General features: G+C 61.3%; 20 protein-coding genes. 3 read left to right on the top strand and 17 right to left on the bottom strand.

Features of this window, described 5'->3' with window-relative positions; translation table 11 throughout:
* From BGE01nite_RS24500 to BGE01nite_RS24425, 17 genes are all read right to left on the bottom strand, one after another.
* Entirely contained in the window at positions 1 to 3,465 is a 3,465-nt protein-coding gene (locus BGE01nite_RS24500) for a serine/threonine-protein kinase (protein ID WP_146854709.1), read from the bottom strand.
* A 179-nt stretch (positions 3,466 to 3,644) separates the two neighbouring features.
* Positions 3,645 to 4,778, bottom strand: a complete 1,134-nt coding sequence (locus BGE01nite_RS29300; RefSeq protein ID WP_176601362.1) for a hypothetical protein — start codon at positions 4,776 to 4,778, stop codon at positions 3,645 to 3,647.
* Positions 4,779 to 4,853: 75 nt separating this feature from the next.
* Positions 4,854 to 8,606, bottom strand: coding sequence for a protein kinase domain-containing protein (locus tag BGE01nite_RS24490; RefSeq protein ID WP_146854707.1), 3,753 nt, complete (start codon positions 8,604 to 8,606; stop codon positions 4,854 to 4,856).
* Between the two features lie 71 nt (positions 8,607 to 8,677).
* Positions 8,678 to 12,736: an immunoglobulin domain-containing protein gene (locus BGE01nite_RS24485; RefSeq protein ID WP_146854705.1), complete on the bottom strand. Its 4,059-nt coding sequence runs from the start codon at positions 12,734 to 12,736 to the stop codon at positions 8,678 to 8,680.
* Between the two features lie 192 nt (positions 12,737 to 12,928).
* The gene (locus tag BGE01nite_RS24480) at positions 12,929 to 13,606 is read right to left on the bottom strand and encodes a hypothetical protein (RefSeq protein ID WP_146854703.1); all 678 of its coding nucleotides are present in this window, start codon (positions 13,604 to 13,606) and stop codon (positions 12,929 to 12,931) included.
* A 167-nt stretch (positions 13,607 to 13,773) separates the two neighbouring features.
* The gene (locus BGE01nite_RS24475) at positions 13,774 to 14,745 is read right to left on the bottom strand and encodes a hypothetical protein (protein ID WP_146854701.1); all 972 of its coding nucleotides are present in this window, start codon (positions 14,743 to 14,745) and stop codon (positions 13,774 to 13,776) included.
* A 167-nt stretch (positions 14,746 to 14,912) separates the two neighbouring features.
* Positions 14,913 to 15,638, bottom strand: coding sequence for an RNA polymerase sigma factor (locus BGE01nite_RS24470; protein WP_146854699.1), 726 nt, complete (start codon positions 15,636 to 15,638; stop codon positions 14,913 to 14,915).
* Between the two features lie 316 nt (positions 15,639 to 15,954).
* Entirely contained in the window at positions 15,955 to 16,521 is a 567-nt protein-coding gene (locus BGE01nite_RS24465) for a DUF892 family protein (RefSeq protein ID WP_146854697.1), read from the bottom strand.
* 36 nt (positions 16,522 to 16,557) lie between these two features.
* A complete protein-coding gene (locus BGE01nite_RS24460) occupies positions 16,558 to 17,184 on the bottom strand; it encodes an RNA polymerase sigma factor (RefSeq protein WP_146854695.1) in 627 nt (208 codons plus the stop codon).
* Between the two features lie 384 nt (positions 17,185 to 17,568).
* Positions 17,569 to 18,315: a dienelactone hydrolase family protein gene (locus BGE01nite_RS24455; RefSeq protein ID WP_170267027.1), complete on the bottom strand. Its 747-nt coding sequence runs from the start codon at positions 18,313 to 18,315 to the stop codon at positions 17,569 to 17,571.
* A gap of 60 nt (positions 18,316 to 18,375) precedes the next feature.
* Positions 18,376 to 18,627 carry a glutaredoxin family protein gene (locus BGE01nite_RS24450; RefSeq protein ID WP_146854691.1) on the bottom strand — a complete coding sequence of 84 codons (252 nt, stop codon included), beginning with the start codon at positions 18,625 to 18,627 and terminating at the stop codon, positions 18,376 to 18,378.
* Complete coding sequence (locus BGE01nite_RS24445) at positions 18,624 to 19,055, bottom strand: hypothetical protein (RefSeq protein WP_146854689.1); 432 nt, start codon at positions 19,053 to 19,055, stop codon at positions 18,624 to 18,626. Before BGE01nite_RS24445 ends, BGE01nite_RS24450 begins: the two co-directional genes overlap by 4 nt.
* Positions 19,025 to 20,347, bottom strand: coding sequence for a YihY/virulence factor BrkB family protein (locus BGE01nite_RS29740; RefSeq protein WP_146854687.1), 1,323 nt, complete (start codon positions 20,345 to 20,347; stop codon positions 19,025 to 19,027). The genes BGE01nite_RS24445 and BGE01nite_RS29740 overlap by 31 nt, the downstream gene beginning before the upstream one ends.
* A 56-nt stretch (positions 20,348 to 20,403) precedes the next feature.
* Positions 20,404 to 20,733 (bottom strand): hypothetical protein, encoded by a 330-nt coding sequence (locus tag BGE01nite_RS24435; RefSeq protein WP_146854685.1) that lies wholly within the window; start codon positions 20,731 to 20,733, stop codon positions 20,404 to 20,406.
* Between the two features lie 9 nt (positions 20,734 to 20,742).
* Entirely contained in the window at positions 20,743 to 21,081 is a 339-nt protein-coding gene (locus BGE01nite_RS24430; RefSeq protein ID WP_146854683.1) for a hypothetical protein, read from the bottom strand.
* A 180-nt stretch (positions 21,082 to 21,261) separates the two neighbouring features.
* Positions 21,262 to 21,432 (bottom strand): hypothetical protein, encoded by a 171-nt coding sequence (locus tag BGE01nite_RS29135; protein WP_170267026.1) that lies wholly within the window; start codon positions 21,430 to 21,432, stop codon positions 21,262 to 21,264.
* A 52-nt stretch (positions 21,433 to 21,484) separates the two neighbouring features.
* The gene (locus tag BGE01nite_RS24425; protein ID WP_146854681.1) at positions 21,485 to 21,670 is read right to left on the bottom strand and encodes a CsbD family protein; all 186 of its coding nucleotides are present in this window, start codon (positions 21,668 to 21,670) and stop codon (positions 21,485 to 21,487) included.
* Positions 21,671 to 22,032: 362 nt separating this feature from the next.
* Here BGE01nite_RS24425 and BGE01nite_RS24420 point away from each other — a divergent pair, with 362 nt between their 5' ends.
* The 3 genes from BGE01nite_RS24420 to BGE01nite_RS29130 all read left to right on the top strand — a co-directional run bounded on the left by BGE01nite_RS24420 (position 22,033) and on the right by BGE01nite_RS29130 (position 24,109).
* Entirely contained in the window at positions 22,033 to 22,515 is a 483-nt protein-coding gene (locus BGE01nite_RS24420; protein ID WP_170267025.1) for a response regulator, read from the top strand.
* 32 nt (positions 22,516 to 22,547) lie between these two features.
* Complete coding sequence (locus BGE01nite_RS24415) at positions 22,548 to 23,468, top strand: YihY/virulence factor BrkB family protein (RefSeq protein ID WP_146854677.1); 921 nt, start codon at positions 22,548 to 22,550, stop codon at positions 23,466 to 23,468.
* Between the two features lie 314 nt (positions 23,469 to 23,782).
* Positions 23,783 to 24,109: a hypothetical protein gene (locus tag BGE01nite_RS29130; RefSeq protein ID WP_170267024.1), complete on the top strand. Its 327-nt coding sequence runs from the start codon at positions 23,783 to 23,785 to the stop codon at positions 24,107 to 24,109.
* The last annotated feature ends 216 nt before the right edge of the window (positions 24,110 to 24,325 follow it).

Below are 24,325 nucleotides of genomic sequence, written 5' to 3'. Positions count from 1 at the left end.
TTACGGAGCTGTGTGGAGCACGACGCGATCCAAGCCGCGTGCAGGCCGGCTGGTGCGAGTGAGAGCTGCATGAGCGGAAGATGACGATGATGCAGATGAGGTGATAGCCGCAGGCGTGTCACTGGAGGCAGGACGCGCAATGAGCCGCGCTGCCTTGGTGATGACAGACTGGATGTCCTTGGAACTCTCCTCCATGAAGGTCGCGCCCTTGCTCATGTGCATCCCATAGTTCTCACCATCCGCAAACGGACGGTCACTCACGACGGCCACGAGTTGCTCCATGCCGAAGGGCGGGCCTGTGATCTCGATAGCCACCTCTTGCGCGGCATTCTTCTGGCTGCGCGCCGGCATGATCTGGAAAGACTGGCCACCGCCAGGGATGCGGTCATCCGGCATCAGTGCGTTGGGGAAAAGGGTGACGATGGCACCGCTGGCATCCTGATACAGCAGGCGAAGATGCGCGGGCTGCGAGGCCTGGATGCGGATGATCGGGATCTCGCCTGCACGATAGTGCGTCTTGTCCGAGCTGAGCTTCACGGCGATGGGCCGCCCGCGACCCGGTGACGGCTCACGACCCGCGATGTCCAGGCCTGGAAGCACCACGGAGCCACGCACAGTGCCGAAGTTCAGGCGGGTGATAATGTCCGCGAACTTGTCGAGGAAGTGCTCGCGGCTCATCCCATCACCTTCCAGCAGCGTTTTGACATCAAAGAGGCCGATCTGCGGCTCGAGCTGCTTTTGAAAATCATCCACGGTTAGGCCAGTCTCCGCCGCAGCCTCTGCCAGGGTGATGATGCGGTCATAGTGCTTGAAGAGCGCGCTCACTGGCTCGCTTCCACCCTCGGCGGTGATGCCTGCGGACTTCAATGCGGCAAGGAAGCGCTGAGTGTCCTCGTTCACGACTGAGTCGATCTTGTCCTGCGGGGGATGCAGCATCTCCACCAGCCGCTGCTCATCCGCTCCATAGGTCTTGGCCAGCGGGCGGATCTCATCACGAGGGAGCTGCTTGATCCCCTGGTCATGGCAGATCATGCAGGCCATGGCATTGCTCACCTCGGCGCGGCCGGTGATGTTGGTGCGGTCGCTGACAATCTCCGTGGGCACCGCGCCATCCAGGCGTTTGCCGGTCACATCACTGACGTAGTAGCCGTTCAAACCGTTCGGCAGTGAGAACACGATCTCCCCGCCCGCATGCTCAAAGGCGCGTGTGCCGCCGAGCAGATGCGCGGCATCCGGACCGAGCGGATTCGTGTGCAGGTTCGCGCGGCCGCCGCTTTCCTTGAAATCATAGCTTAACCAGTAGTATCCACTGTAGGCGCGCATGTCATGGCGCTCCGCCAGGCGGTTGTGGCGTGACACGCCGCTCTTGGTGAAGCCGGAGCGCAGTGCCTCGCCTGCCGCCAGGTTCGCAAACACACTCACGCCGAGTTTTGCCTCCAGCTCCTGCTGGTGATCCGGCAGGCGTAACAAATCATGGTATAAAGGTGCCCGCGTGGCCGTGGCGGCCAGCCAGTCCGCGCGTACCACCGGCGTCTTGATGTGCAGGGCCGCGCTCAGGCTGGTCTCCACCGCAAAAGGGTAGAACGAGGTGATGCGGTCCCAAAGCATGGCATCCCAGCCGAGATCACGCAGGCGGACGCGGAAGAGCACTTTCTCCGGCCCCACTTCCTGAAAGGTGGCGATGCGCGGATTCGTGCTGAGGCTGTTCAATACCTTGCGCACTCCCTGGCGCATGAGGTCGAGCTGCTTCACGCTGACCTCGCGGCTGTTGTTATGGGGCGCGGCCAGCGAGACATAGCGCGTGTCCGCTGCCACTTCGGCGGGCAGGCTTTGCAGATCGTCCATCACCGCGCGGACCTCCGCCGCGAGGCTCACCACCGCGCGGGCTGGTTCTGGAAGAGTCGTTGTCACGGCAGGTGCAGCTGCTGCGATGGCGCTGCTGCCAGGATCAGGGGCACCGGCCTTGATCCAGGAAAGCAGCAGGGCGTTTTCGTCATCCGTGAAAGGCACCGGTTTGCGCTTCGCCTCGCGATCCGCCTGGGTCTTCAGCGGCATGTCTCCATCACGCACCTGCACATAGAGCATGGAGCTTTCAGGCGACTTGAGGTTGAGATAGTCACTCGTCCTCAGCGCGGCGAAGTTTTCGATGATGGCAAACTCATCCGGCGACTCGGCTCTCTCGCTATGGCATTCACCGCAGCGGTCACGCAGCAGCACGAAGACACGTGAGGCCAGATCGTCACCGAGCTTCGGCGCGGCGGGTGCTTCCACCACCCGCTCTGGAGCGGGTGGAGTTACAGCCGCAGGCTCGGGAGCCTTCGTCACAAGCGCAGGCGGCTCAGTGACCGGGGTCGCATCTGCCACGGGCTCCTCGGGAGCAGGAAGGCTTCTCCACTCCTTGTTGTCGTGCATCGTCTCCCAGGTGATGAAGCCAAAGAAAGCCAGCACGGGCACCGTGGCACCTATTGCGATCCAATTGGCTAGGTTGGAGGACTTTTTCGGACGCTTGATGTAGGGTTGCGCGGGGCGCGCCGTGGCCTCGCGGATGCTGCTGACGTCCTGCTGAAGCTCGCTGACATGCTGGTAGCGCCGCTCAGGCTCCTGGCGCATGGCCTTCATCACCACCTCGTCCAGGCGCACATCCACACGGGCCTTGTGAGAGGGCGGCTCAAAGGCGCCTTGAGGGCGTGACCCCGTGAGCATCTCATAGAGCATCACCCCGAGTGCGTAGATGTCGGCGCGCTGGTCCAGTTCCAGCCCCGCGCACTGCTCAGGAGCCATGTAGGCCAGCGTGCCCATGCTGACATGACTTTTGGTTAAGCCGGTGGCCTCGGGGTGCATGGGACGCGCGAGGCCAAAGTCCGCCAGCTTCGCCCGGCCATCCGGAGTCATGAGGACGTTCTGTGGTTTGATATCGCGATGAATCACCCCCTGCGCATGCGCATACTGCAGCGCCTCGCAGATCTGCATGGTCAGCTCCAGCGCCTGCTCGGAGGTCAGGCCAGCGCTGTGAATGAGCCGGGCCAGGTTTCCGCCGGCCACATGCTCCATGACAAAATAGACATGCCCGGCGCCGGTCTGCCCGCTCTCATACACGCTGACGATGCCCTGATGCTGCAGCCTGCCGAGCGTGCGCACCTCACGGCGGAAACGTGCCACAAACTCCGGGTCCGCAGCGAACTCAGGGGGCATGACCTTCACGGCCACGGCGCGGTCAATGCCCGGCTGCCGGCCGAGATAGACGGCGGCCATGCCGCCACGATCAATGAGCGCGCTGATCTCATACTGCGGCAGCAGCGCCGTCATTTCTTCCACGGTGGGAGCCTTCCAGCCATGCGCAGCGCCTGAAACCGAGGACTCCAAGGCCCGGCGCATCAACTCCTCCGGCGTGGGAGCCGGTGAGCCGGGAGCGTGGGAGGAGATGATCGTGGTCGCGTCGGAGGAATCAGACGGGGAGTCGGACATGAGGTGATGCAGGGTTCGCCAGGAATCTTCGGGAAGTGGCGAGAGAGAGTTGCACTTGGAGTAACGGTTTTATGAGCAGGGCGCGACAAATTTCATGAGCTTGAGCCGGGAGGCGAGGCAGCGCCTAACCAAGGTTTGTGGACAAGTGTCTGGCAGCGGCGCCCGAAGCTTTAAAGAAGTTATTGTGCCTGCACGCCGTTTTTCTCCGCGATCTTGAGAATGCAGCGGGCAAGCGGTGCGGGCAGATACCAGTGGACATACTCGTAGACCTTGCCGGGAAACAGGCTGGGGTCCTGTGGCATTTTCGCCACGCCGGGAGGCATGCCAGGGCCGCCACCAGGCTGTCCGGGGATAGCTGGCATGGGCGGCATTCCAGGTGGCATCAGGGCACCACCACCGCCGAAGCCTCGGTCACGGAAGACGGTCTGGATCATCGTCACGGCCGAGGAGGGATTCTGCAAAGCATAGACCACCTCTTTCTTGCTGCTGGCATTGTTCGTCAGGGTCAGAAAGTTGTAGTAGGGTTCCATGCTGCCATCCACTTCATAGAGCAGGCCTTTCTTCGGAGTCTGCTGCACGAATTCCACACTGACCACGCAGAGCTTCGCATCCAGCAGCAGGTGCAGCACATTGAAGTTCTTCCCCTGGTCAGTGAAGCTGCCGCCGTAACTCAGGAGTGTGAGCGAGGCCGCCGGAAAGCAGGTGTATTCCACCTTCCGTTCTCCCAGTTTAAAAGAGCCTCCCGGCAGCCGGGCGATGGCCTGGTTCACCGGCAGGAGCCAGGAGAAGCCGCCCACCGTGCTGGGGGTCGGCTCTTTTCCTGGGGCAGTGTTCCCGAGCGTGGCCTTCGCATAGAAGGCGAGGCTGCGCAGCAGTTCGCGCTTGGTCTCGTTGCGCTGTGGCATCCAGCCGGGTGCGAGGGTCATGCCGGCATAGTTGATGTCCATGCCGGATGTGTTTCCTGCTGAGACTGGAGCCGGCGGCGGCACGGATGACGGAACAGGCGCGGGAGCTGGCCCTGGCATTCCGGGCATGCCTCTCGGCGGGAAGGAAGCCCCTGGCGGCCCAGGCATGCCGCCCTGTCCGCCTCGGTTACGCAGGAAAAGCTGGTCAGGAGTGCTCAGGGAAGAGACGGGCAGCGTGTACTGTTTTCCATCGGGAGTGCGCAGGACCACCTGGCTGCCGGTTGAAGACACCACGGAGGCGGTGATCCGCTTGCCCTGGTTATTCGTGAAGGTGCGATAAGGCGAATCTGCCAGCGCGGTGACCGCGACCAGAAAGAAGAGGAGCAGAGTGATCAGCGACAGTTTCATGGAGATGAGGAGAGAGTGGGAAAAGGCTGTCTGAGAGGAATCTTCGAAACTGGCCTGGAACAGTTGGTTAGGCCGTCAGCGTGTGGTCCGGGGATCCGGCATGTCTTGAAAGTAGGTTTCGAGCGTCAGGGCGCCCAGGGCGGTGTTGTCCACAGCATCTCCGCGCATCAAGGCAGACGGCGGGCAGGAGATGGAGCCGTCTGGCTGCAAGGTGGCGAGGAGCTGGGGAAGCATCTGCTTGTGCCAGGACAGCCATTCATCCCCGCCCGCTTTGAACGAGGCACGTGTCGATTGGAAGACGGCATGCAGATCCATCTTGGAGCGGTCCAGCGGCACTCCTTGAGAATGCTGCCTGCCGAAACCGCCATCGGCATTCTGCGCCTGCTGGAGCAAAAGCGCCACACGACCCGAGCACTCCCCCAGGCCGGTGAATTTCAAATGGGTGAGCCTGGCCGTGTTCAACACCTCAGCCTGCCATGCGAGAGCGAGGCCGCTGCCTGCGCCGGCGTTTGCAGCGGAGGACTGCACCTCAATCATGAGGCGGACTGCGTTTTCAAACACCTCGCGCATCCCGGGGAGCATCTTGCTTCCACGGCGTGCTGCCAGATATGCCTGCCCGAGAGCTTCGGCTGCCATGCAGTGCTCCGTGACGGCATGAGGTCCGGCTGAGTCAGCGACCAGGCTGCCGTTGCTGTTTTTTCTCCCAGTCTCGATGAGGAACATGAAGCCCTTAATCACGGTGTCACCGTAGGACTTTGAGTCGGGTGTCTCACAGCGCCCCGCATAGGCCATGAGGGCCAGCGCTGTTTTTCCTGCACGACCTTCCGTGCCCCAGGAGCCATCGGGATTTTGTCTGGACTTCAGATACTCAAGAGCTGCGGTCACCGCGCGCTCGATCTCCGGGCTGCCACCTGTGCGGCGCAGAGCCTCGAGACGTCCCGACGTTGTGCAGGGAAGCTGGTCAGCCGTTGCGGAGGCGGCTGCGCTGGATGCGGAGGGACTGGCAGCCGCTGGACCGGAAAGGTCTTTGATGCGGACGTTGCGGAACTCCATGGGCAGGTTGTCATCATAGTCCTGGATGCCGATGTATCCGGAGGTGCCCGGAGTATTGTATTGCTGGTGCACGTGGACGCCGTTGAGATTGACCGTGACCTCAGGCCCCCTGGCGGTGATCTCGTAGGTGTTCCAGTCTCCGATGATGAGTCGGGGCGGACGTGAGGTGCTTCCCGAGACGAAGGGAATGCGACCCGTGTTCTGGTGAAAAATCTCGACTTCCGCCCCCTGCGAATAAGGGGTTGGCTGGCCGCCTGGCACCAAGGCCGGCAGGCGCAGATGCACGCCTGAGTTCTTCTGGAAGTCCGTGATCTTGAAGTCGAGGCGCAGCACGAAGTCTGCAAAAGTCCGCTTCGAATACCAGAACATGCCGACCTTGTCCCCGGCCGGGCGTGCGGCGAAGGAGGTGATGCCGTCTGCCTGGCTGATCCCGGCGCCAGGAGGGCCGGAGTAGGTCCAGCCATCGGTTCCTTCACGGCCTAACAAGGTGATGAATCCGTCCTCGCTTCCAAGCGAAGCGGGGTCGATGCTCCGGTCACGATCGGTGACGACCTCTTTATTAGACAGACGGGTCATGGTGGTCATGTCGGGGTCCACCCTGCGGTCTTCTCCGATACCAGGGTCAAACTGCGCGGCCTGGGAGGCAAACTGCACATGGATGGTTCGTGGCCCGACCACCCACCAGTGCCACATGCGGTACTCGTCTCCCTCACGCACCAGCGCCTCATGATTGGGGCCAAAGTAGGCCACCCAGTCCTTCTGGCGCATTCTCCAGGAGTAGCTGCCCAGCTGCTTTTCGAAGGCGGGATCATCCACAGGGGAAAACGGGCTGACAACTTTCGGCATCAGCTGGTCAGGAAAGACTTCTGGCATCTCGATCACGCAGCGGAAGCCTGTCTCATAACTGCGTGTGTCTGCCGGTGCCGCCTGCCGCCGGGAGGTGACCATGCCGTTCCAAAAAGTGCTGTGCCAGGCGGAGCCACGGAGCACGTGATCGCTGGAGCCTGTGTCCCAAAGATCCTCCACCCATTCGCGGGCATTGCCGCCGAGGTCGTGAAGGCCGAAGCCATTGGCATGGAAACTCTTCACCGGCGCGGTGGTCGGAAACCCATCATAGCATTCGATGAAGGGCTCCCCGCTCTGATCGGCACCGTAGGTCGCGTCTCCGTAGTTTCCCTCCACCTCCGCGCTTCTCGGAGGGTGGGCAGGTCCCCAGGTATACGTCTTCAGGACGCAGTCGCGGCTCTTGGGCGTGCTCTGTGCATCCCACGTCTCGTCTTTGGCGATGCCTGCCGCCTGGCTCCATTCCCTGTCGGTGGGCAGACGCACTTTCAGCTTCTCCTTTTTCCCGAGCCATTCACAGAAGGCCTTGGCATCGGTCCAGCTGACACCGAGGACGGGATGGTCATCCTGGTGACCGCACGGTTTGTGATTGAACTGTTGGTTACGCCACGATTCATCGGTGCCAGGTGTTTCTTCCGCGTAGGTTTGGTAGTCCTGGCGGCGGGTCTCGTGCTGGCACATGAGCACGCGGGTTCCAGGCACCGGGACAAAAGACATCCCCAGGCTGTTCACGAAGGGCTGCTCTTGAGTGGCGGTCTCCGGCGCGCGGATGATCACAGGGCTTGGTGATTTGTTCGATGTCAGAATACCCAGGATCAATGCGGCCACCGGGGCAGCCACCCACCACCAGCTGCTCGAAGTCTTCTTTCTCACCGCTGAAGCTGCTCTGGATGCCTGCGGCGACCGGGATTGACGTGAGCTTGCGGGTGGCTTGACCGGCGGCTGCGGGCTCTGCACCGTGGCCTCCTGAGACGAGGCATGGAGCTCCGCCGCCTGCGGCACGCGCCCGGACTTCTGCACCGGTTGCGTGAGGATCCCGTCCAACGCACGGCGGAGATCCAGCACGCTGGGAAAGCGCTGCTCACGGTCCTCACGCATGGAGCGGGCGATGATCTGGTCATAGCGGGGATCGAGGCCCGGCACCTGGAGTGAGGGCATCTCAAACAAACCCCGCGGCACCTTGCCAGTCAGCATCTGGTAGAGCATGACACCCACGGCATAGATGTCTGCCCGGTGGTCCACCTGCATGCCGATGATGAGCGCCTCAGGCGCCACGAAGTGGGGCGTGCCCATGACGTAACCGCTTTGGGTCAGGCCGGTGTCCGCCTGGAGCACACTTTTCGCCAGGCCGAAGTCTGCCACCTTCACACGGCCATCATAGCCGACCATGATGTTCGCGGGCTTGATGTCCCGGTGCACGATGCCGCGCTCATGCGCGTATTGCAGAGCATCACAGACGTGCGCGGTGATGGCCATGGCATGCGCGGAGCTCAGGCGGCCCTGCTTCAGCACCATCTGGCCCACGTCCGTGCCATCGATGAACTCCATGATGAAGTACAGAGTGCCGTCCGCCATCTGGCCGAAGTCATACACACTGACGATGCCGGGATGATTGAGCTGCGCCATGGCGCGTGCCTCCTGCTTGAAACGCGAGGCATACTGCGGATCTCCATGACGAAGCTGCGGCGGGAGGATCTTGATGGCCACCTGACGGTCCAGGGACACGTGCACGCCGCGATACACCGCGCCCATGCCGCCGCGTGCCAGAAACTGGCTCACCACATACCCCTGAAGCTGCATCTGCAAGGCCTGGGGGCTCGGCGGCGCCCAGTCCTGCGGATGTCCGGTGGCGGCGTGGGACTCCAGCGCGCGGCCTAACAACTCTGCAGGATCAGGCGTGGAGGGTGGCGGGGTGTTTTCAGGTTCAGACATGACTCGGGAGAGATGGTGTCTGGGACTTTCGGAATTTCGGAACGGGAGTTGCAGATCTCACGAGGCATTTTTCAGTCCGCTGGCTCCAGCTCCATCCAGCCGGAGAGAACAGGAGAACTGCTGGAGACCGGAAGCTGCGGCAGCAGGAAGTGACCCACGCCAGCGCCGAGGCGGTTCACCACCGCACCGGTGAACTTCACGGTGCGCTTCACCTTGGAAGGTGGTGCCTCCGCGAGCTCAAAGCTGCCGGTGATGAGGCCGAGATTCGTGGCGCTGCTGACATTCAGAGTCATGGCCAGCTTCGGCAGCGTGGCCCCGGTGAGGACGGGCTTGTTGGCCAGGCTGATCTGCAGAGAGGTGCTGGCCTGCTGGGAGAGACCGCCCTGGCCAAAGCTGATCTGCGCGTTGCCAGGCTGGTCATCCAAACCAAGGATGATCATGTTGGCCAGGGGCTTCACAAAGCTGCTGCCGCCCACGGTGAGATCATGCGCGGTGAAGCCATTTTTGTAAGCCATGCTGCCCGAGGATTGCCGGCTCTTGCTCCAATGGGCGGTGCCATCGAGCTGCGGATCGTTGTACCCCTGTTTTGCGGCAGTCATCCATCCCGTGATGCTGCCGGGAGCGGCCGCGGTGTAGAGCATGGTGAAGAGCGGGATCTGACCGCCAGGCCCCATCGTGGTGCTGGCGGTGATGGCGGTGCCATCTGCCAGCGTGCCCTTCCAGGTCACCACACCGAGGCTGCTGATGCTGATGAAGCTGACACCATCTCCCGGCGGGTAGGTCGCAGTCTCGCCTTCAGGAGCTTCCGGAGGCATGAGCGCGGCGGTGTAAGTGGTCGAGAGCGCTGCCGGGCTGAGGTTCTTCGTCCAGATGCTGCGCCAGGCCTCCACCGTGGTGTTCTTGCTGCCGTCCACCAGCGTGCCCGTGAGATGGCCGTCATCCAGATCGACCGTCAGGTTCAGCGTGAAGGTGGTCTTGTCCTTGCGGGTGAGCACGAGACCGGCAGAGGCGGTGCCTTCTCCACCATCCAGGAGACGCCCCTTGAGCGGGTGTGCGGTGGTGCCGAGCTTCATGGTGCCGGTGAAACTGCCACTGGTGGTCGTCACGACATTGATGCTGCCGCCATACTTGGCATCCAGAAAGGTGTCACTGCGTGTCACCAGGCCATTGAAAGTGCCGAGCGCATCGGCATCCAGCGCAATGACCGTGAAGGCAATGCTGCGCTCAGGTCCTGCGACGCCATCCTTCGAGGCGATCACTTTGAAGAAGCCCGTTCCCGCGGCGGTCGGGTTGCCGGAAAGCTGGCCGGTGGCCGTACCATAGCTCACACCCGCAGGCAGGCCCGTGATCTTAAAGCTGGTTGGGCCAAAGCGCTTGCCGAGCACCTCCGTGATATTGCGGCCCACCTGCCAGACATAAGGTCCGCCAAAGGCCACGGCACGATAGTTGCCAGTCACGGTGAATAGACCGCTGCTCATGGTGATGCGGTTGTTCGGGTTAACGGCATCCGGCATGGACACCACGCAGTGATAGTCCCCCGCGTCCAAGGCCGTCATGCCGGTGATGGAAAGCTGATCCCCCGCCACACCCGTGACTCGTTCACTGGCAGTGAGGGAGATGCCATCGCGGAACCACTGATAACCCAGCCCAGGCCCCTGTGCCTGCACTTCGAGTTGCAGGTCCTGCCCTTCATGAACCGTCACCCCCTGAGGGGCGGTGTTGATGATGCCGATGTTCGCCGTGCTGACGGTGTTGCCGCCAGGACCGGCGACTGTGACGGAGTAAGTTCCGGCATCAGAAAGGTCCGGGAAGATGTCCGTGAAGTTAGGCGTGATGTTGCTCAGCGTGGTGGAACCCTTCTTCCACTGCCAGGACAGCCCCAGGCCGCCGGCAGTGGCATTCAGCACCAAAGGCTGCCCCACCGGGATGAAACGTGAGGCCAGCGGTGCCACAAGCACGGGTGAAGACGAGGCAGACACGATGGACATGATGACGCTACCATTGGTTAGGCTGCTGCTGGAGTCATTGCCCACCGCGATGCGGTAGGTCTCTCCCTGCGTGATGGGGAAGAGCACGCCTGGAGCCTGCGAGCGTGTCGACACGGCCACCTGGCTCAATCCGCTCAGGCTATTGCCCGTCCACACACTGACCCATTTCTGAATGGCATCACTGCCCGTCGTGTCCACCATCGCGAGGCCGGTGCTCGGTGCGGTCCAGCTCCACCACAGCGTGCGTTCCTTGGTGGCGGCGGGTTCCAGCGCTTCACGCACCGCACCAGTGTTGTAGCCGATGCCGCTGACCACGGAGCCCGTGAGGGGGGTGCTGCTGGCAAAGAGGTCATTGATCGCCGTCGCAGGCGCGCCGAGGTTCAGGTCGTTGACATCACTGTCGTCATCGAGGCTGAAGCTGATGACCGCAGCATCTCCCGCCTGATTGGAATCAAGGTTCCCCAGGCTCACCTGGTAGTCCGTATTGGCCGTGACCGGAAAACTGAGGGTGACGAGATTCCCCGTGGACGAGTTGTACTGGTTGGTGAGGTTGGCAACGAGGCGCAGACCGTTGAGGTTTGTGCCGAGATAGACGGCCAGCGTCTTGGCAAAGTTGTCACTGCCTTGAGAACTGATGACCAGCCTGCCTGCAGCCGGCGGACGATAGGTCCACCACAGGCTCTGCGCACCCGATGTCACCGGCTCGCCGATCTCATTCGTGGCACTCGCGGTATAACCAATAGCACTCACCTCCCTGCCCGTCAGCAGCATGCGCTGTGCAAAAGCATCGTTCTGAGTGCTCGCGGGATTCGGGATGTTCAGGTCCGTCACATCGGCGGCGGCATCAAGCTGCAGAGTGAGGATCACATGGCCCACTTCATCCGCAAAGGCGCCGACAGCGATTTGATAGTCTGTGTCCGCCGTGACCGGGAAGGAGAAGGTCAGGTTCTCATTGCCGTAGCTCGTGGTGCGGAAGGCCGCTTCCTTCAGCGAGGACACACTGTTGCCGAGATAGACGCCGACGTTCTTGCTGTGCAGCGTGCTGCCATCCGTGGTGATGGAGAGACGGCCGTCCGAAGCCGGCCGATACGTCCACCACAGTGTGCGCGTTCCCAGCGCGGACGGCTCGCCAGCCTCGATGGTGGCCGGACGGTTATACCCCATGCCACTGACATAGGACCCGCTCAGCGTGGAGCGTGCCACAAACATGTCATTGGCCAGCGTGGCCTGGTTCGGGATCGTGAGACCGGAGACGTCCGCATTCGCGTCCAGCGCCAGGGTCAGCACTAGAGCGCCTGAAGTGCTGACGCTTTCAAAACTGCCCAGGCTGATCTGGTAGGTCGTTCCAGCAGTCACGGGAAGGGTGATGGAGAGATCACCGGAGCCATAGCTGGTGGACTTGCTTTCCAGCAACTTCAGGCTGTTCACCACCGTGCCGATATACACGCCCATGTTCTTGCTGATGGCATCGCCATTCACCGTGGAGAGACTGAGGCGGCCATTGGCGGTCGGGGTATAGCTCCACCAGAAGGTGCGGATGCCGGCCTCAGCGGGCTCACCTGCCTCGATGCTGGCCGAGGTATTGTAAGCCATGCTGGCAGCATGGCTGCCGGTGAGTGTGATCCGCTGGCTGAACAAATCATTCGCCATGGTCACGGAGCCGTTGAATGGCATGCTGGAGATCACGTGACTGCCATTGAGAATGAGCTCCAGGCGGAAGCTGGTCGTGGCGGAGGTGTTCACGGTGCCGAGTCCGATCAGGTAGGTGCTTCCCTGCACCACGGAGAATCCCACGGAAGGGCGATAGCCGGTGTTGTACATCTCCCCATCATCATAGGCCACGCGTCCGGTCACGGCCCCTGAGGTTTCCTTGAGCCAGACCTGGAGCGCCAGGTGCGGAGCGCCGCTGTTCACGATATCAAGCGCTACCGTGCCGCTGGCGGGCGCCGTCCACTGCCACCACATGGTTTTCTGGGCGAAATCACCGGGTTCCACGGTCGCCTCAGCACAGTTGTCATTCACCACCACATTCGCACCGGCGATGAGGGTGGCATTGGCCTTGTTGTCATTTGCAGGTGCAACGGCCAGCAAGCTGCTGGAGAGAAAAAGAGAGGTCAGAAGACAGACGAACGATAGTTTCATAAGAGAGACAAAAGAGGATTCGCCGGGTGCATTCGGGATCCGTGGACGGGAGTTGCAGATGGATACAGATTTTGCCCTGAAGGATGTCAGACACCGGAACAATACCAGATCATGAGGATCGCGGGCGTGGTTGCACCGTTCGTATCCGACATGATTGGAGCGATGCGATGGCTGGCGCTTTCAGCCTCGCATTCAGGGCAGTGTCATGTCCTTGCCTTCAACACCCACTTTGCGGTAGCGCTTGCCGAGGTATTCATACTCCACCACCAGCCGGTTGGGTGAGGTGGCCACGATCTGGCCGGGACTCTGTGTCTGGACGACGACGGCCCCCTTCCGCGTGGCAATGACCACCTGGGTGCTCACACCGGGCAGGGCGATGAACTGGGCGTTCGCGGCGGCGGTGCTCAGATCATCGCTCACAGGAAAGATCAGCGGCGCTGTGAGCATGCCTTTGTCAGGAAGGTAAGTCTTGAGCCGGTTCTTCACGTTGCGCGGCGCGTTGCCATGGAGGGAATACGACGCGCTGATGATGACAATCTGGCCGGTTTTAAAGCCCGGCTTGGTGGCCTGCAGGCTGGGTTCCTTGTCAAAAAGTCTCACATCTGACTTCGAGGCCACAAGGCGGCTCTTTCCATAGTCCAGCACCACGGTGCCGATGTCCTGGCTGACAACATCCAGAATGGTGCCCTTCTCCATCCGCCGCTGGCCATCCGAAAGACCATCGGAAGTCTGGTAGCGCGCGTTGACCGTGCGGATGAACTCCGCCTGCTGCGGCGGGCGTGGCTTATCTGGGGGGCTGGCATTCTGAGCGGCAGCCATTGATGCCACAGACATGAAGAGGAGGGTTTTGAGCAGGGAGTTGAGGTTCATGGGAGTGAAGTTGGAGAGAGTGCGGACGGGGATGGATGTCAGGGTTCGCCAGTGCATTCGGAACCAGCAGGCAGGAGTTGCACCTTATCCGCAGATTTTTGGGCGCCTCTGCCTCGGGGTTTCATTCGGGTCTGTCTGTGCGGGCGAGAAATTGTTTCCCACAGCTCTCAGCGCGGCATGCGCAGTCTCACCGCACCGCGGAGCTGGTAGATGTCCACGCCGGCCACGGCCGCCACCTGCATCAGAGCGCGCTCGAGGGTCACGTCATGACTGTCCAGAGTAATCTTGCCCGCCGCCTTCCGAGTTTCTTCATCGATCAGGATGCGAACTCCCTTTTTCTCCGGGTCCAGGTCACGGCTTCTGTTCACCAAAAAATCGATGGCCTCACGGAGGGTCGCACCTTGAAAAGGCATCCGCGGGAGCACCGCTTTTCCAGGAGTTCCTAGATCAGGCAGGCTTCCATCAGCTAGCTTTCCCCTAGGCTGGGCGGCCGGCTGAATGTAGAATGCATTCCTCATGCAGATCACCTCCGCATCTGCCACGGCGGCGATGTAGACCAGCGCATCCGCGACGGTCACGTCCAGCACATCACTGATGATCTGCGGCTTCTCCGCATCCAGCGCCGGGTCTAACAAGATGTGCATCTTCGACTGGCCTGGCTTCTGCTTTTCAGTGATGACTCTGACGAACTCCAGCGCCTCTCCCAGACTGGCCTTCTCAAAACGCATCTGCGGCAGCACCACGGCCACCTGGTCCAGCTGCCGCTGCGTGGCCGCGCTGGCGAGGTAGGGCGGCGTCATCCTCGCAGACGAGGTGACTTTCACATCACCGCTGGCCTGCACGACGATCTCCAGTCCCGCCAGATGCGCCAGATAGTCGAGCAGCTCGCTCAAGGGCACATCATGGCAGTTCATGGTGATCTTCACCGGGCTGTTCCGCACCGCGTCCCCGGCCAGGAAGCTCACACCTCTTTTGGCAGGATCCAGGTCACGGCTTTTGACCTGGAGAAACTCCAGCGCCTCTGACACACTGGCTTTGTGAAAGACGCACTGAGGGAAAATGATCGTGTCTGCGAGTTGTGCCCCGGAGGAAGCAGCCGATGCGCGGCTCTGCGGTGCTTGTGCGCACCCTTCTCCCATGCTGAGCGCCATCAAAAAGCTCACCGTCAGCGCGCACCAGGATGAGCTCCGTCTCCAACGTTGGTTAACGAGGGCATGGCGGAAAACACGCCGGAGAGAAGCGGAGTCGGGAGACATTCCCGCGAACAAGTAGCACGTCTAACAGGAAGTCAAATTACGAACGCGCCTTACACACAACCCAGAAGTTCCCGCAATTCCGCCTTGATCTCGTCAGGGGTGGGATTGTCCAGCGTGGCGGCCACCTGGCTCATCACACAATCACGCCAGCGCTCCCGCAGGCGGCGGATGTGGGACTTGAGCGTGTTCAGATTCAGCCCGAGCGCATCCGCCACGGATTGGTAGTTAGGCTCGCTGCTCTGGCTGAAACCGAGGAAGGGTTTGAGCGCTGCGAAGAGCGCCTGCTTCCCCTCATCCTGATACGTGCTCTCCAGTTCCTGCATGGAGGTGGCGATGACCTGCAGCGCCCACTGCTTTTGATAAAGCCGGTCCGGGGTGACGGTGTCCACCGGCTCCGCCAGATACTGTTCCTCGGCGCTCAAAGCACTAAACTCCACAACCTTTCCCGCGCCGCGCTTTTGCGCGAAGGCCCGGTCATGTTCGTCCGCCATGTAGTGCTTCAGACAGGAGAGCAGAAACGTGCGCAGCCTCCCCTTCTCCGGATCTGCGCCCGCGAGCAAGCGAGTGCTGATGACACGCTCAAAGAAGCCCTGGCACAGGTCCTCCGCATCTTCCGGTGACTTGCCGCTGCGGCGGATGAAGGCGTAGATGGGATACCAGCAGTTCTGGCAAAGCTGCCCCAGCGCCCTTTGCGAGCCAGAGTCCCTCTCATCCACCGCGCGGCGGACCATGCTCCATTGGGTCTGAACGAATGAGGCGTGTCGGGAGAGAGGCATGGTTCACGGTAACATCTTAGTTTGACATGGCACCACCAGTTTGAATCGCAACTTCTTCGTCATCCCACGGAGAACGCCTCGCTGCATGCAGGGCCACGGCCCGCACATTCCGTGAGGACGTGGCAGCTCGCCATGATGCCGCTGCCATTAAGACTCCAAGGCGTTTCTCAACCGGACATTGGGCTTAAAGCAGCCGCAACCCGTCCATGCCAGCTCGCCCCACCCATAGCGGCATCTTGAAAAAAGAAGAGCCGGAGATCTCACAAGGAAATCTCCGGCTTTTGCGGCAGGGATGCCTGCCAGTTCGAAAAGATGGTTACGCCACAAGAAGCTGCCTTGGCATCACCAGGCGGTTCGCTTTCGAGGTCGATGGATTGAGCAATACTTTCCGTCCGCGACGTGCTGGAGACCGCATCATCTTCTGCGCGATCGTGCGGAGCCTCTGGCCAGCTGCATGCTCCTCTTGCAGGGTCTTACGCAGCATGTCAGCCACGCTTTTCATCCCCATCGACGAGGCGGAGGTCCAAGCTGCCTGATAGGCGGCGATCTCATAATGAGCTGCGCTCTGGGCGGCGCGGAGCAGCCGTGCATCACGGACCAGTTCATCTGAGGCATCGGAGATATGGCTCCAGGCCGCCTCCAGCATGTGCTCCAGGGCCTTGGCACCCTTGGTGTGGCAGCGGCAGCCCAGTTCATCAGAGATGTTGAGCAGGCGCTCCAGATGATCCTTGGTCTCCTCGAGCTGCGCATCAAACCCCTCCATGAGCCTCGGATGGATTGCGGACCTGGCCATCTTCGGCAGTGCGTAGAGCATCTGGCTTTCTCCCCCGTAAACATCGAGGAGTTGATGATGGAACAAATCGGCAAGCGTCCGAAGCTTCATGGAAAGGGGATGGTGTTTGAGTAGACGGAGCGTGGATCAAGCAGCCTGCAGGCTGTGGATGGCATTGCGGGTGCGGAAGGCATCACGCAGTTTCTTCAGGCCGAGTTCGATTCGTGTCTTCACCGTGCCCAGGGGCAGATGGGCAGCGGCGGCCACCTCGCGCTGGCTCATGCCCTGAAGGAAGGCCAGGCTGATGACTTCCTGCTGGGCCACCGGCAGGAGGCGCAGATGCTGGTGCAGCACCTGGCTCAGGTCGTGGTCTTCGCAGTCAGTGGCAGCGTCCTGGAGGGTGATGTGGGCGGTGACTTCGCTTTCCATGCGGTCCTTCGCGCTGGAGTAGGACATCGAGCGGCGGATGTGGTCGATCGCGCGGCGCTTGGCCAGCGTCACGATCCAGCCGAGCACGCGGCCCTTCTCCGGGGAGAAGTGGTGCGCATGGCGCCACAGCTCGACCAGGCAGTCCTGGAGCACGTCTTCGGCGGAGGCATCGTCATTGACGATCCGCTGAATGGCGCTCTTCAGCACCGGGCGGTAGCGTTGATAAAGAGCCTCCAGCGCGGCAGCATCACGTTGCTGGATGCCAGCCATCAGTTCCTCATCGCTTGGAAGCGGGGCGGCACTGTTGCTGGCGGAGGTAAGGGTGTTGTGAGAGTTCGTGTTCATGGTGAGTCAAGCTAGAGCACCCCCCTCGGGGCTCAACCTGACCACAGCCTGTCCAGCGCGTAGGGGTATGCCTGATGCCCCGCCCTGAGAGTCGGGCCGGCCCTTTCCTGCACATCCACCTCCTCGTTGAACTCCGAATACGCAGGCAAAACCCCGTCCCAGCCCGTTTTCCCTGGGGAAAACCGTGCGGAACGCATGCCAGCCCCCTGCCCCGAGCCTCCTCCCATGGCATCAGGGTGCCATCAGGGTGCTCTCCCAACCCCGAAATCAGGGCAGCTCGCGGTCTTCAGCGGGCCGACGAGATCCACCAACTCCAGCTCACATTTTTCTTGGAGGCTTTTTCAACCTCCAACACGGGCAGCCACTAGCACGAAAGGTCCGCCCCTACCTCGAGAGATGTTCAAGGAGGAACTTCTGCGCCCGAGCCCCTGCATCCGCCAAAGCCACCTCGGAAAAACGATGCGTCTCCTGCTCATAGATCTTCACCACCGGCTCCACACCATGACGGCGCGCCTCACGCTGCACATCCAGCACACGCCCCACCGGCACACGCTCATCCTTCCGTCCATGCAGGACCAGGATGGGCGCGAAGCGCTGTGTCCTGCCTTGCAGCCTGTCAAACACTCCACCCGCAAGGGCCACCACCGCGCGGATGCGCTTGTCACCACTCGATTCGGAGATCGCCAGATAGCCTCCAAGAGAATATCCCAGCATGCCGACCGCCTCAGACCTGACACGTGGATGACTCACGACAAAGTCCACACCATCCCGCACAGTCTCATTCCACGTGGACCAATGCTTGGTGATTCCTTTGTCCAGCACCACCAGCGAGCCAGTGCGGTTGAAATAATGCACCAGGAACGCGGCCATCCCTTGTGAGGCCAGTCCTCGTGCGAAGGCCACCATCTCCCCTTTCCCCAGCAACGCTCCTCCTGATCCATAGAGCACGATCACAGCGGGATGACGGCCGTTGCCAGCAGGCAGATAGGTCTCTACCTTGATCTTCTTGCCGCCGCTCTGATACGATGTGCGCCCTTCCTCCACGCTGCCCGCAAAGCCGAGGCTGGTCACCAGCATCCAGCACGTGGTCCAGCATCCGAGTTTGACGGCGGTGTAAAGGCGGAATGGCATGTCGTTCATGCAAACCTATCGCCTGTCGAACAGAGCGTGACTGCCTCAAACGACAGGCCTTCAATCAAATCCATTTTGCACCCACCACACATCCAGCTCATGCGCGCCAAAGTCCGCCAGCACCTTGCCGTCGATCTCCAGGCATGGGGCGAGGCTCTGGCCGGTGAGCTGCTGCATTTCCAGCATGGCCACGGGATCTGCCACCACGTCCAGCACTTCATAGTCCACTCCGCGTAAGCGGAGTCCTTCCACAGCTTCCAGGCACCAGGGGCAGCCTGGCTTGATGAACAAACGGGCGCGTTGCGGTTTCATGGCTTGGGGTAGGATGAGTTTTTCCTCTGCTGATAATACGTCAGACCCGCCCTCATCAGGTAAGGAAACGCAGCCTTCACCGCCATCGCCGCCACCGGTCCGATCATGGAGACGGGCAGCAGGGAGCCGAGCACGCGATTCGAGGCCTTTTTCCGCGTGGCCTCCGCCACAGCCTGCCTCACCTCCCGCCGTGAAGGCAGCTCAGGTTCTGGCCGCCTCCGTAACAGCAACCAACTTAGTGTTAGGCCTGCGCCTGCCGCGGCCAGCATGACCCAGGCAGGGTGCTTGCTCAGGGCTTCCCTCGCCGCGTTGGCCGGGTTCAGGTCATGCCGCAGTTCCGCGGCCTGCACGCTGATCTCAGCGCGCGCCTGGTCCAGGGCCAGCAGAGTCTGCCGCCTCACATCTCCGGTTTTTGGGTCTTCAGCCATTGGCGGTCCTTTCTGAATTCGTTGAGTGTGTCCGCAAACCACGTGGCCGCCCGGAAGCGCCACCATAGCACGCTTCCAGTTAGGCCCACGATGATCACATGCGCGAGCGCCGTCCACAGCACCGCCTTGATCCAGCTCCCGCCGAGATACTCGGTGAGCAGGCCCACCACCGCCGTGGTGGCCAGCATCCAGATGATGAGGATCGAGACGATGGCCACCACGCCCAGCAGCAGAAGCGTCACAGTCTGCTGCAGCGCCTCCTTGCCCTCCAGATTCAGCAGCCTGAGGCGGGCCTCCACATAGCCGAGCACAGGATCCAGCAGCTTGTGCCGCCCCGGCACCGCCGCAGGCCGGACCAGGGGCGGAGCACAGGGCTCGTCCCCCTTGCATTCAGTCCCCTCCTCACGCCGCTCCTCCCGCGTCACCGCCTCCGCATGCGCCGAAGGTTCGATCGGTCGGCCACGAGCTCTCGCATGAGCCCGCGTGAACTCCGCGCCAAACAGCGCGATGCATGAGGTGTAGTAAACCCACAGCAGCAGCAGCACCACCGAGCCTGCGGTGCCATAGGCACTGGAGGTGCTCTCCAGTCCCAGATACCAGCTCAGCGCCGCCTTGCCGATCTCCAGCAGCACCGCCGTGATGGCAGCTCCCAGCCACACATCCTGAAAGCGCACCCTGGCATCCGGCAGGTATTTGAAAATCATCGCCAGCAGCACCGTCGTGAGTGACATGGAGACAAGGACGCCGACCGCCCACCACACTCCCATAGGCAGCGCGAAGATGTTGCCCAGCCGGTTGTGCACCGCAGCCAGGATGGAGCTCATCACCAGTGAGGTGAGCATGAGAAAGCCGATCGCCAGCACCATGCCGAAGTTCAGAAACTTCTCCTGGATGAAGGCGGTGAAGCCCAGGCCAGGCTTCGGTTTCACACCCCACACCGTGTTGAGCGCATCCTTGAGCTGCCCCAGCACGCCAGAGGCACCCAGCAGCAGCATCACAAAGCCGCCCGTGGCGGCCATCCACCCTTGATCAGGCTTCGAGGCGCTCTTCACCATGGCCTGCACCCCCTCCGCCGCCTGCGCGCCGAGCAGCCCCTTCAGCCCGTCATAGATCTGCCCGGTGGCCGCCTCACCGCCAAAAACGAGACCCGCGATCGCCATGCCGATAACCATCAACGGAGCGATGGAAAAGACCGCGTAGTAAGCGATGGCGGCACTCAGCCTCAGTGCTTTGTCCTCGTTCCACGAGGTGAATGAAAGCTTGAGGAGAGTGCTCCATGAGGTCGCAGCCATAGTACCTGGTCATTGAAGGGTCGCCGCCACGCATCTCCCGTACTTTGAACTTTGAGTTAGGCACGCCGGGAGGCGATGATCTTGGTGATGCCGTAGTAAAGGATGGCCGGCTTCACCAGCGGCACGGCCAGGCGGACGACTCCGCCCAGGATCCGTGCCACCGGCAGCACACGCAGTGCGTACCCAGCGGTCACCGCATACAGCAGCGCCCTGTCAGGATGGCTCTCTGTATAAGCCATCACTTCATCCATGGCGCGCTTCGTGGTCGTCTTCACATTGTCCAGAGCCTCGTCCACCGCCGTCGGAACATGGAGTTCCGCAGGCTGGCTTTCGAGTTGCTCCGGCTCGCTGGTGGCCACGATCGAATGGTGTTTGCGGTGTGACATGGCAGTGGATCAGTCGATGTTCAGCTTGCGACCGAGGCGGCGGAGGAAGTCTTGCGCGCTGTCCGTGTAGCTGTGGCGTGACTCATGCGCCACCGTCCAGCCGATCAGCACGCCCAGGGCGATGCCCGCGCCAAACACACTCAGCACCGAGGTGCCGGGATTCTCGCGCACATAGCGCTCACTGGTCTGGATGGCCTCGTTGGCTTTACCCTTGGTGTTTTCCCATGCCTGGGCAGCACCGCCAGCCACGGCCTTGGCCTGGTCTGTGACGGCTCGGGCTTGTTCGGCGATCAGGTTCTTGGCTTGTTCGAGGGTTGCGTTCGTGCTTGGGGCTGGCTCTGTGTTCATGATTTAAGATGGGTTAGGTTTCTGATGCATCGAATCCAGCACGAGGCGCGGCTGTATGGATTTCAGGGCATCTCGCTGATCGCCTCATCAGGAAGCATTCATGGGCCTGGAAAAAAATCGCCCGCCGTGGAGATGATCCAGGGCGGGCGAGGAAGCGCGAAGCTTGCAGAGACTAACGAATTATTTGTTCGTCACGTCCTCCACCGCATCACGAATGCCTTCGGCTGGACGCTGGTCCAGGGCATCATCGATCTTGTCACCGATTTTGGCGCCAGGGCCTTTCTCGCGACAGCTCGGCATGGCGACCAGAGTCAGCAGTGCGAAGGGAATGATCAGGAGTTTTGTTTTCATAACTTTCGGTTTTCTATTGTTGGTTTGCTGGAGCTGTCATGATACGGCTCGTTTACAGGTCGGCGATGTAGGTCCTGAGGTTCTCCTTGGTCTCACCAGTCTTTTTCTGGAGACGGCCGAGCAGTTCATCCTCTTTCCCTTCCGTGAATAGAAGATCGTCATCAGTAAGCTGGGCGTACTTCTGCTTCAGCTTGCCTTTCGCTTCATTCCACGAGCCTTTGAGTTCGAGTTTAGTCATGATAGTTGGGGGTTTGGTTTTACATCCATGAATCGCGCCAGGCCTCGTCATCGGATGTGCTCACCTAAGTTCTCGAGCCTGTCTCCGCACCGCTCCGGCTTCCGCGTGTCGTGTAAAATCTGACAAGTCTGCCGTGCCAGACCCTCGTCTTTCTGAAGGTGACGGTCGGCTCTCCAACACCCGCAAAAACGCCTCCCTTTTCTTACAACCAGGAGCATGGGTGGAAACGATTAGGCTCGAATGAGCTTTGCCAGTGCCATCTTCACGATTCCCGATCCATGGGCGGGCTCGTTCACGCTTCCTCCAAAACGGGTCCAGCCACCCGCCTAACCCCTTTCTCCAGCCGGATAACACTTATTGACATGTTGACCTCTTCTCTCTCGACATCGCATGCCCCACAGCGGCTCGCAGTGGTGGATGATCACGGCATCATCCGCGGCGTTTTCTTGACCCTCATCGAGGACACGCCGGATCTCATCATGTCCTGGATGGCCCCCTCGCTAAATGAAGCGCGCGCCAGTCTGAGCAAGGACAGGCCCGACTTCCTGGTGTGTGATGTCTGGCTTCCTGATGGCAACGGCTTTGACTTCGTTCGCGAGGCTCTGACCTTAGCCCCTGATCTGCCGGTTCTCATGGTCTCCGCCCACAATGACAAGACCTATCCTGAGCAGGCCAGGGCCGCCGGCGCCAGGGGATTTATCTCGAAGGCTGCATCCCTGGAGCAGCTGCTGGAAGCCATCAGCACCATCCAGCAGGGCGGCCAATGGTTCAGCGGCTCTTCAGCTGGCCGGGGTGCCACAGCTCATGGTCTGGAAGATGAGGTTTTGTATCAGCGCACGGCTTGACTTGGCATCACAGGACATTTTCTTCCCGCTGCATGACTGAACCCTTCAGCGAGAGACATCCCTGGCTCGAGTGGCTGCGCCAGGTGGGCCAGATGTTCTGGGTCGCCATCAATAAGTTCTTCGCCATCGATGGTGAGCAGCGCGCCGCAGCCTTCGCCTACTACGCCTTCTTTGCGCTCTTCCCGCTCGTCCTCCTGCTGGTCACCATCGGCTCCCAGTTCTGGGACACGGACGCGGTGGAGAACTACATCATCCTGAATCTAAACCACTACGTCCCGTTCAACACCAATGACCGGGATGTCATCCGTGGCACCCTCCATAGCATTGTGGATGCACGCAGGAGTGTCAGCTTCCTGGCGGTGCTGGGACTGATCTGGAGCTCTTCTCATTTCCTCCATGCCATGGTCCGCGGCGTGAACAGCGCCTGGGGCACCATCGAGTATCCCTGGTGGCGGCTGCCGGTACAGAGCTTTCTCATGCTCGGCTGGGTGGCCAGCGCGCTTTTCATCGGCGTGCTTGTGCCTCTCACCCTCGGTCGCCTGCGCCACATCGTGCTCTTTCAGGCGGAGGCCTGGAGCGGCCTCTTTGACCTCGCCACACTTCTCGTGCCATCCCTGGTGCTGTTTTATGGCCTAACCATGTTTTATAAATTCGCACCGCGCCGCCGCACCCAGATCTCTGAGGTCTATATCCCGGCATTGATCACCACCGCCCTGCTGCAGCTCTGCCGGCACCTGTTTGAGCGCTATGTGTATGACTTGAGTAATTTCAACGCCATCTACGGCGCCGTCGCCATCGTCATCGTCTTCCTCATGTGGATCTACCTCTCAGGCGTGATCATCATCTTCGGCGGCTGTCTCTGCGCGGCCCGGGCCGAGATCTTCTGGAAGCCCGTGGCTCCCACCGTGGACGTCCCTGAAGAGGATGGCAGTGACAATCCGGAGGTCGGCTGATCTGATCTGCAGGCCGTTCTCATCCGCTTTTTTTCAGCCTTAGGCCAAAAAAATGGGGCTGGGCGGCTCCCGACCACCCAGCCCCTCTCTCTCTATAGATATGCAGTAGATGACTATTGCCACCGCCTGCACATAAGGGAATCGGCCCCCGGCCAGAAAGCGCGTGTATAAAAGTGAAAAAGTTTTCGGCCGCAGATTCGGGGCTCAAAAGCAGGTCCCCCTCCCCTTCGCTGCTCCCCGGGGAAAATCTCCCATACATCCGCTCCCAGGCACCTGGGCGAACAATGGGTAGGCGCACAACCCCGCCTCACGCCATGAGACCGATCTTTGCCGCTGCGTTCGCCTCCCTCGTCTTGGGCAGTGCCGCTTGTTTAGTGGCGACACCCCCTCTCCTCTCCCCCGGCATCTACAAGGTCGTCGGCCTGATGCCGGCACCTCCCACGAAACCGCTGCCGCCGATGCCGGAGCCGCCCGCACCATCGGTGCCCCCGGCGCCGATGCCCCCCGTGCCCTCTCCGGAGCCCCAGCCGCCCATGAGGCGCTGTGAGATCGAAAAGCCGCACACCCCTCACGATTGGAAGGACGCCGCAGGCCAGAGCTTCCATTGTGATGGCAGGATCGATCCCAAACCACGGCTGTAGTCAGCCGCGACCAGCCTGGCACCATCAGCCTAATCAAAGGTGCTGAATCAAGCACCGGGGTTGCTGACCTGCCCTCATGCCGCTCATTCCGCAGGCAATCCCGCTCCAAAAAGAATCCTGACTAGCACAAGTCTAGTCAGGATTTACGAGGAGCTTCGGTTGCTCAGTCCATCGCTGGTCGAGCTGCTTTTCGCACCTCATCCATAGATCGCACCA

Origin of the sequence: Prosthecobacter gellanilyticus (assembly GCF_007992435.1) — a bacterium.
GTDB lineage: Bacteria > Verrucomicrobiota > Verrucomicrobiia > Verrucomicrobiales > Verrucomicrobiaceae > Prosthecobacter > Prosthecobacter gellanilyticus.
Note: the sequence above shows the minus strand (reverse complement) of the source record. Positions and strands in the feature narration are given on the sequence as shown.

Coding starts and splice junctions, on each gene's coding strand:
- BGE01nite_RS24435 (WP_146854685.1), bottom strand. CDS start 20,733: ATGTCACACCGCAAACACCATTCGATCGTGGCCACCAGCGAGCCGGAG.
- BGE01nite_RS24445 (WP_146854689.1), bottom strand. CDS start 19,055: ATGGCTGAAGACCCAAAAACCGGAGATGTGAGGCGGCAGACTCTGCTG.
- BGE01nite_RS24490 (WP_146854707.1), bottom strand. CDS start 8,606: ATGTCTGAACCTGAAAACACCCCGCCACCCTCCACGCCTGATCCTGCA.
- BGE01nite_RS24425 (WP_146854681.1), bottom strand. CDS start 21,670: ATGACTAAACTCGAACTCAAAGGCTCGTGGAATGAAGCGAAAGGCAAG.
- BGE01nite_RS24485 (WP_146854705.1), bottom strand. CDS start 12,736: ATGAAACTATCGTTCGTCTGTCTTCTGACCTCTCTTTTTCTCTCCAGC.
- BGE01nite_RS24460 (WP_146854695.1), bottom strand. CDS start 17,184: ATGAACACGAACTCTCACAACACCCTTACCTCCGCCAGCAACAGTGCC.
- BGE01nite_RS29130 (WP_170267024.1), top strand. CDS start 23,783: ATGAGACCGATCTTTGCCGCTGCGTTCGCCTCCCTCGTCTTGGGCAGT.
- BGE01nite_RS24455 (WP_170267027.1), bottom strand. CDS start 18,315: ATGCCATTCCGCCTTTACACCGCCGTCAAACTCGGATGCTGGACCACG.
- BGE01nite_RS24500 (WP_146854709.1), bottom strand. CDS start 3,465: ATGTCCGACTCCCCGTCTGATTCCTCCGACGCGACCACGATCATCTCC.
- BGE01nite_RS24480 (WP_146854703.1), bottom strand. CDS start 13,606: ATGAACCTCAACTCCCTGCTCAAAACCCTCCTCTTCATGTCTGTGGCA.
- BGE01nite_RS29740 (WP_146854687.1), bottom strand. CDS start 20,347: ATGGCTGCGACCTCATGGAGCACTCTCCTCAAGCTTTCATTCACCTCG.
- BGE01nite_RS29135 (WP_170267026.1), bottom strand. CDS start 21,432: ATGAAAACAAAACTCCTGATCATTCCCTTCGCACTGCTGACTCTGGTC.
- BGE01nite_RS24470 (WP_146854699.1), bottom strand. CDS start 15,638: ATGCCTCTCTCCCGACACGCCTCATTCGTTCAGACCCAATGGAGCATG.
- BGE01nite_RS24420 (WP_170267025.1), top strand. CDS start 22,033: ATGTTGACCTCTTCTCTCTCGACATCGCATGCCCCACAGCGGCTCGCA.
- BGE01nite_RS24465 (WP_146854697.1), bottom strand. CDS start 16,521: ATGAAGCTTCGGACGCTTGCCGATTTGTTCCATCATCAACTCCTCGAT.
- BGE01nite_RS29300 (WP_176601362.1), bottom strand. CDS start 4,778: ATGAAACTGTCGCTGATCACTCTGCTCCTCTTCTTTCTGGTCGCGGTC.
- BGE01nite_RS24415 (WP_146854677.1), top strand. CDS start 22,548: ATGACTGAACCCTTCAGCGAGAGACATCCCTGGCTCGAGTGGCTGCGC.
- BGE01nite_RS24475 (WP_146854701.1), bottom strand. CDS start 14,745: ATGGGAGAAGGGTGCGCACAAGCACCGCAGAGCCGCGCATCGGCTGCT.
- BGE01nite_RS24430 (WP_146854683.1), bottom strand. CDS start 21,081: ATGAACACAGAGCCAGCCCCAAGCACGAACGCAACCCTCGAACAAGCC.
- BGE01nite_RS24450 (WP_146854691.1), bottom strand. CDS start 18,627: ATGAAACCGCAACGCGCCCGTTTGTTCATCAAGCCAGGCTGCCCCTGG.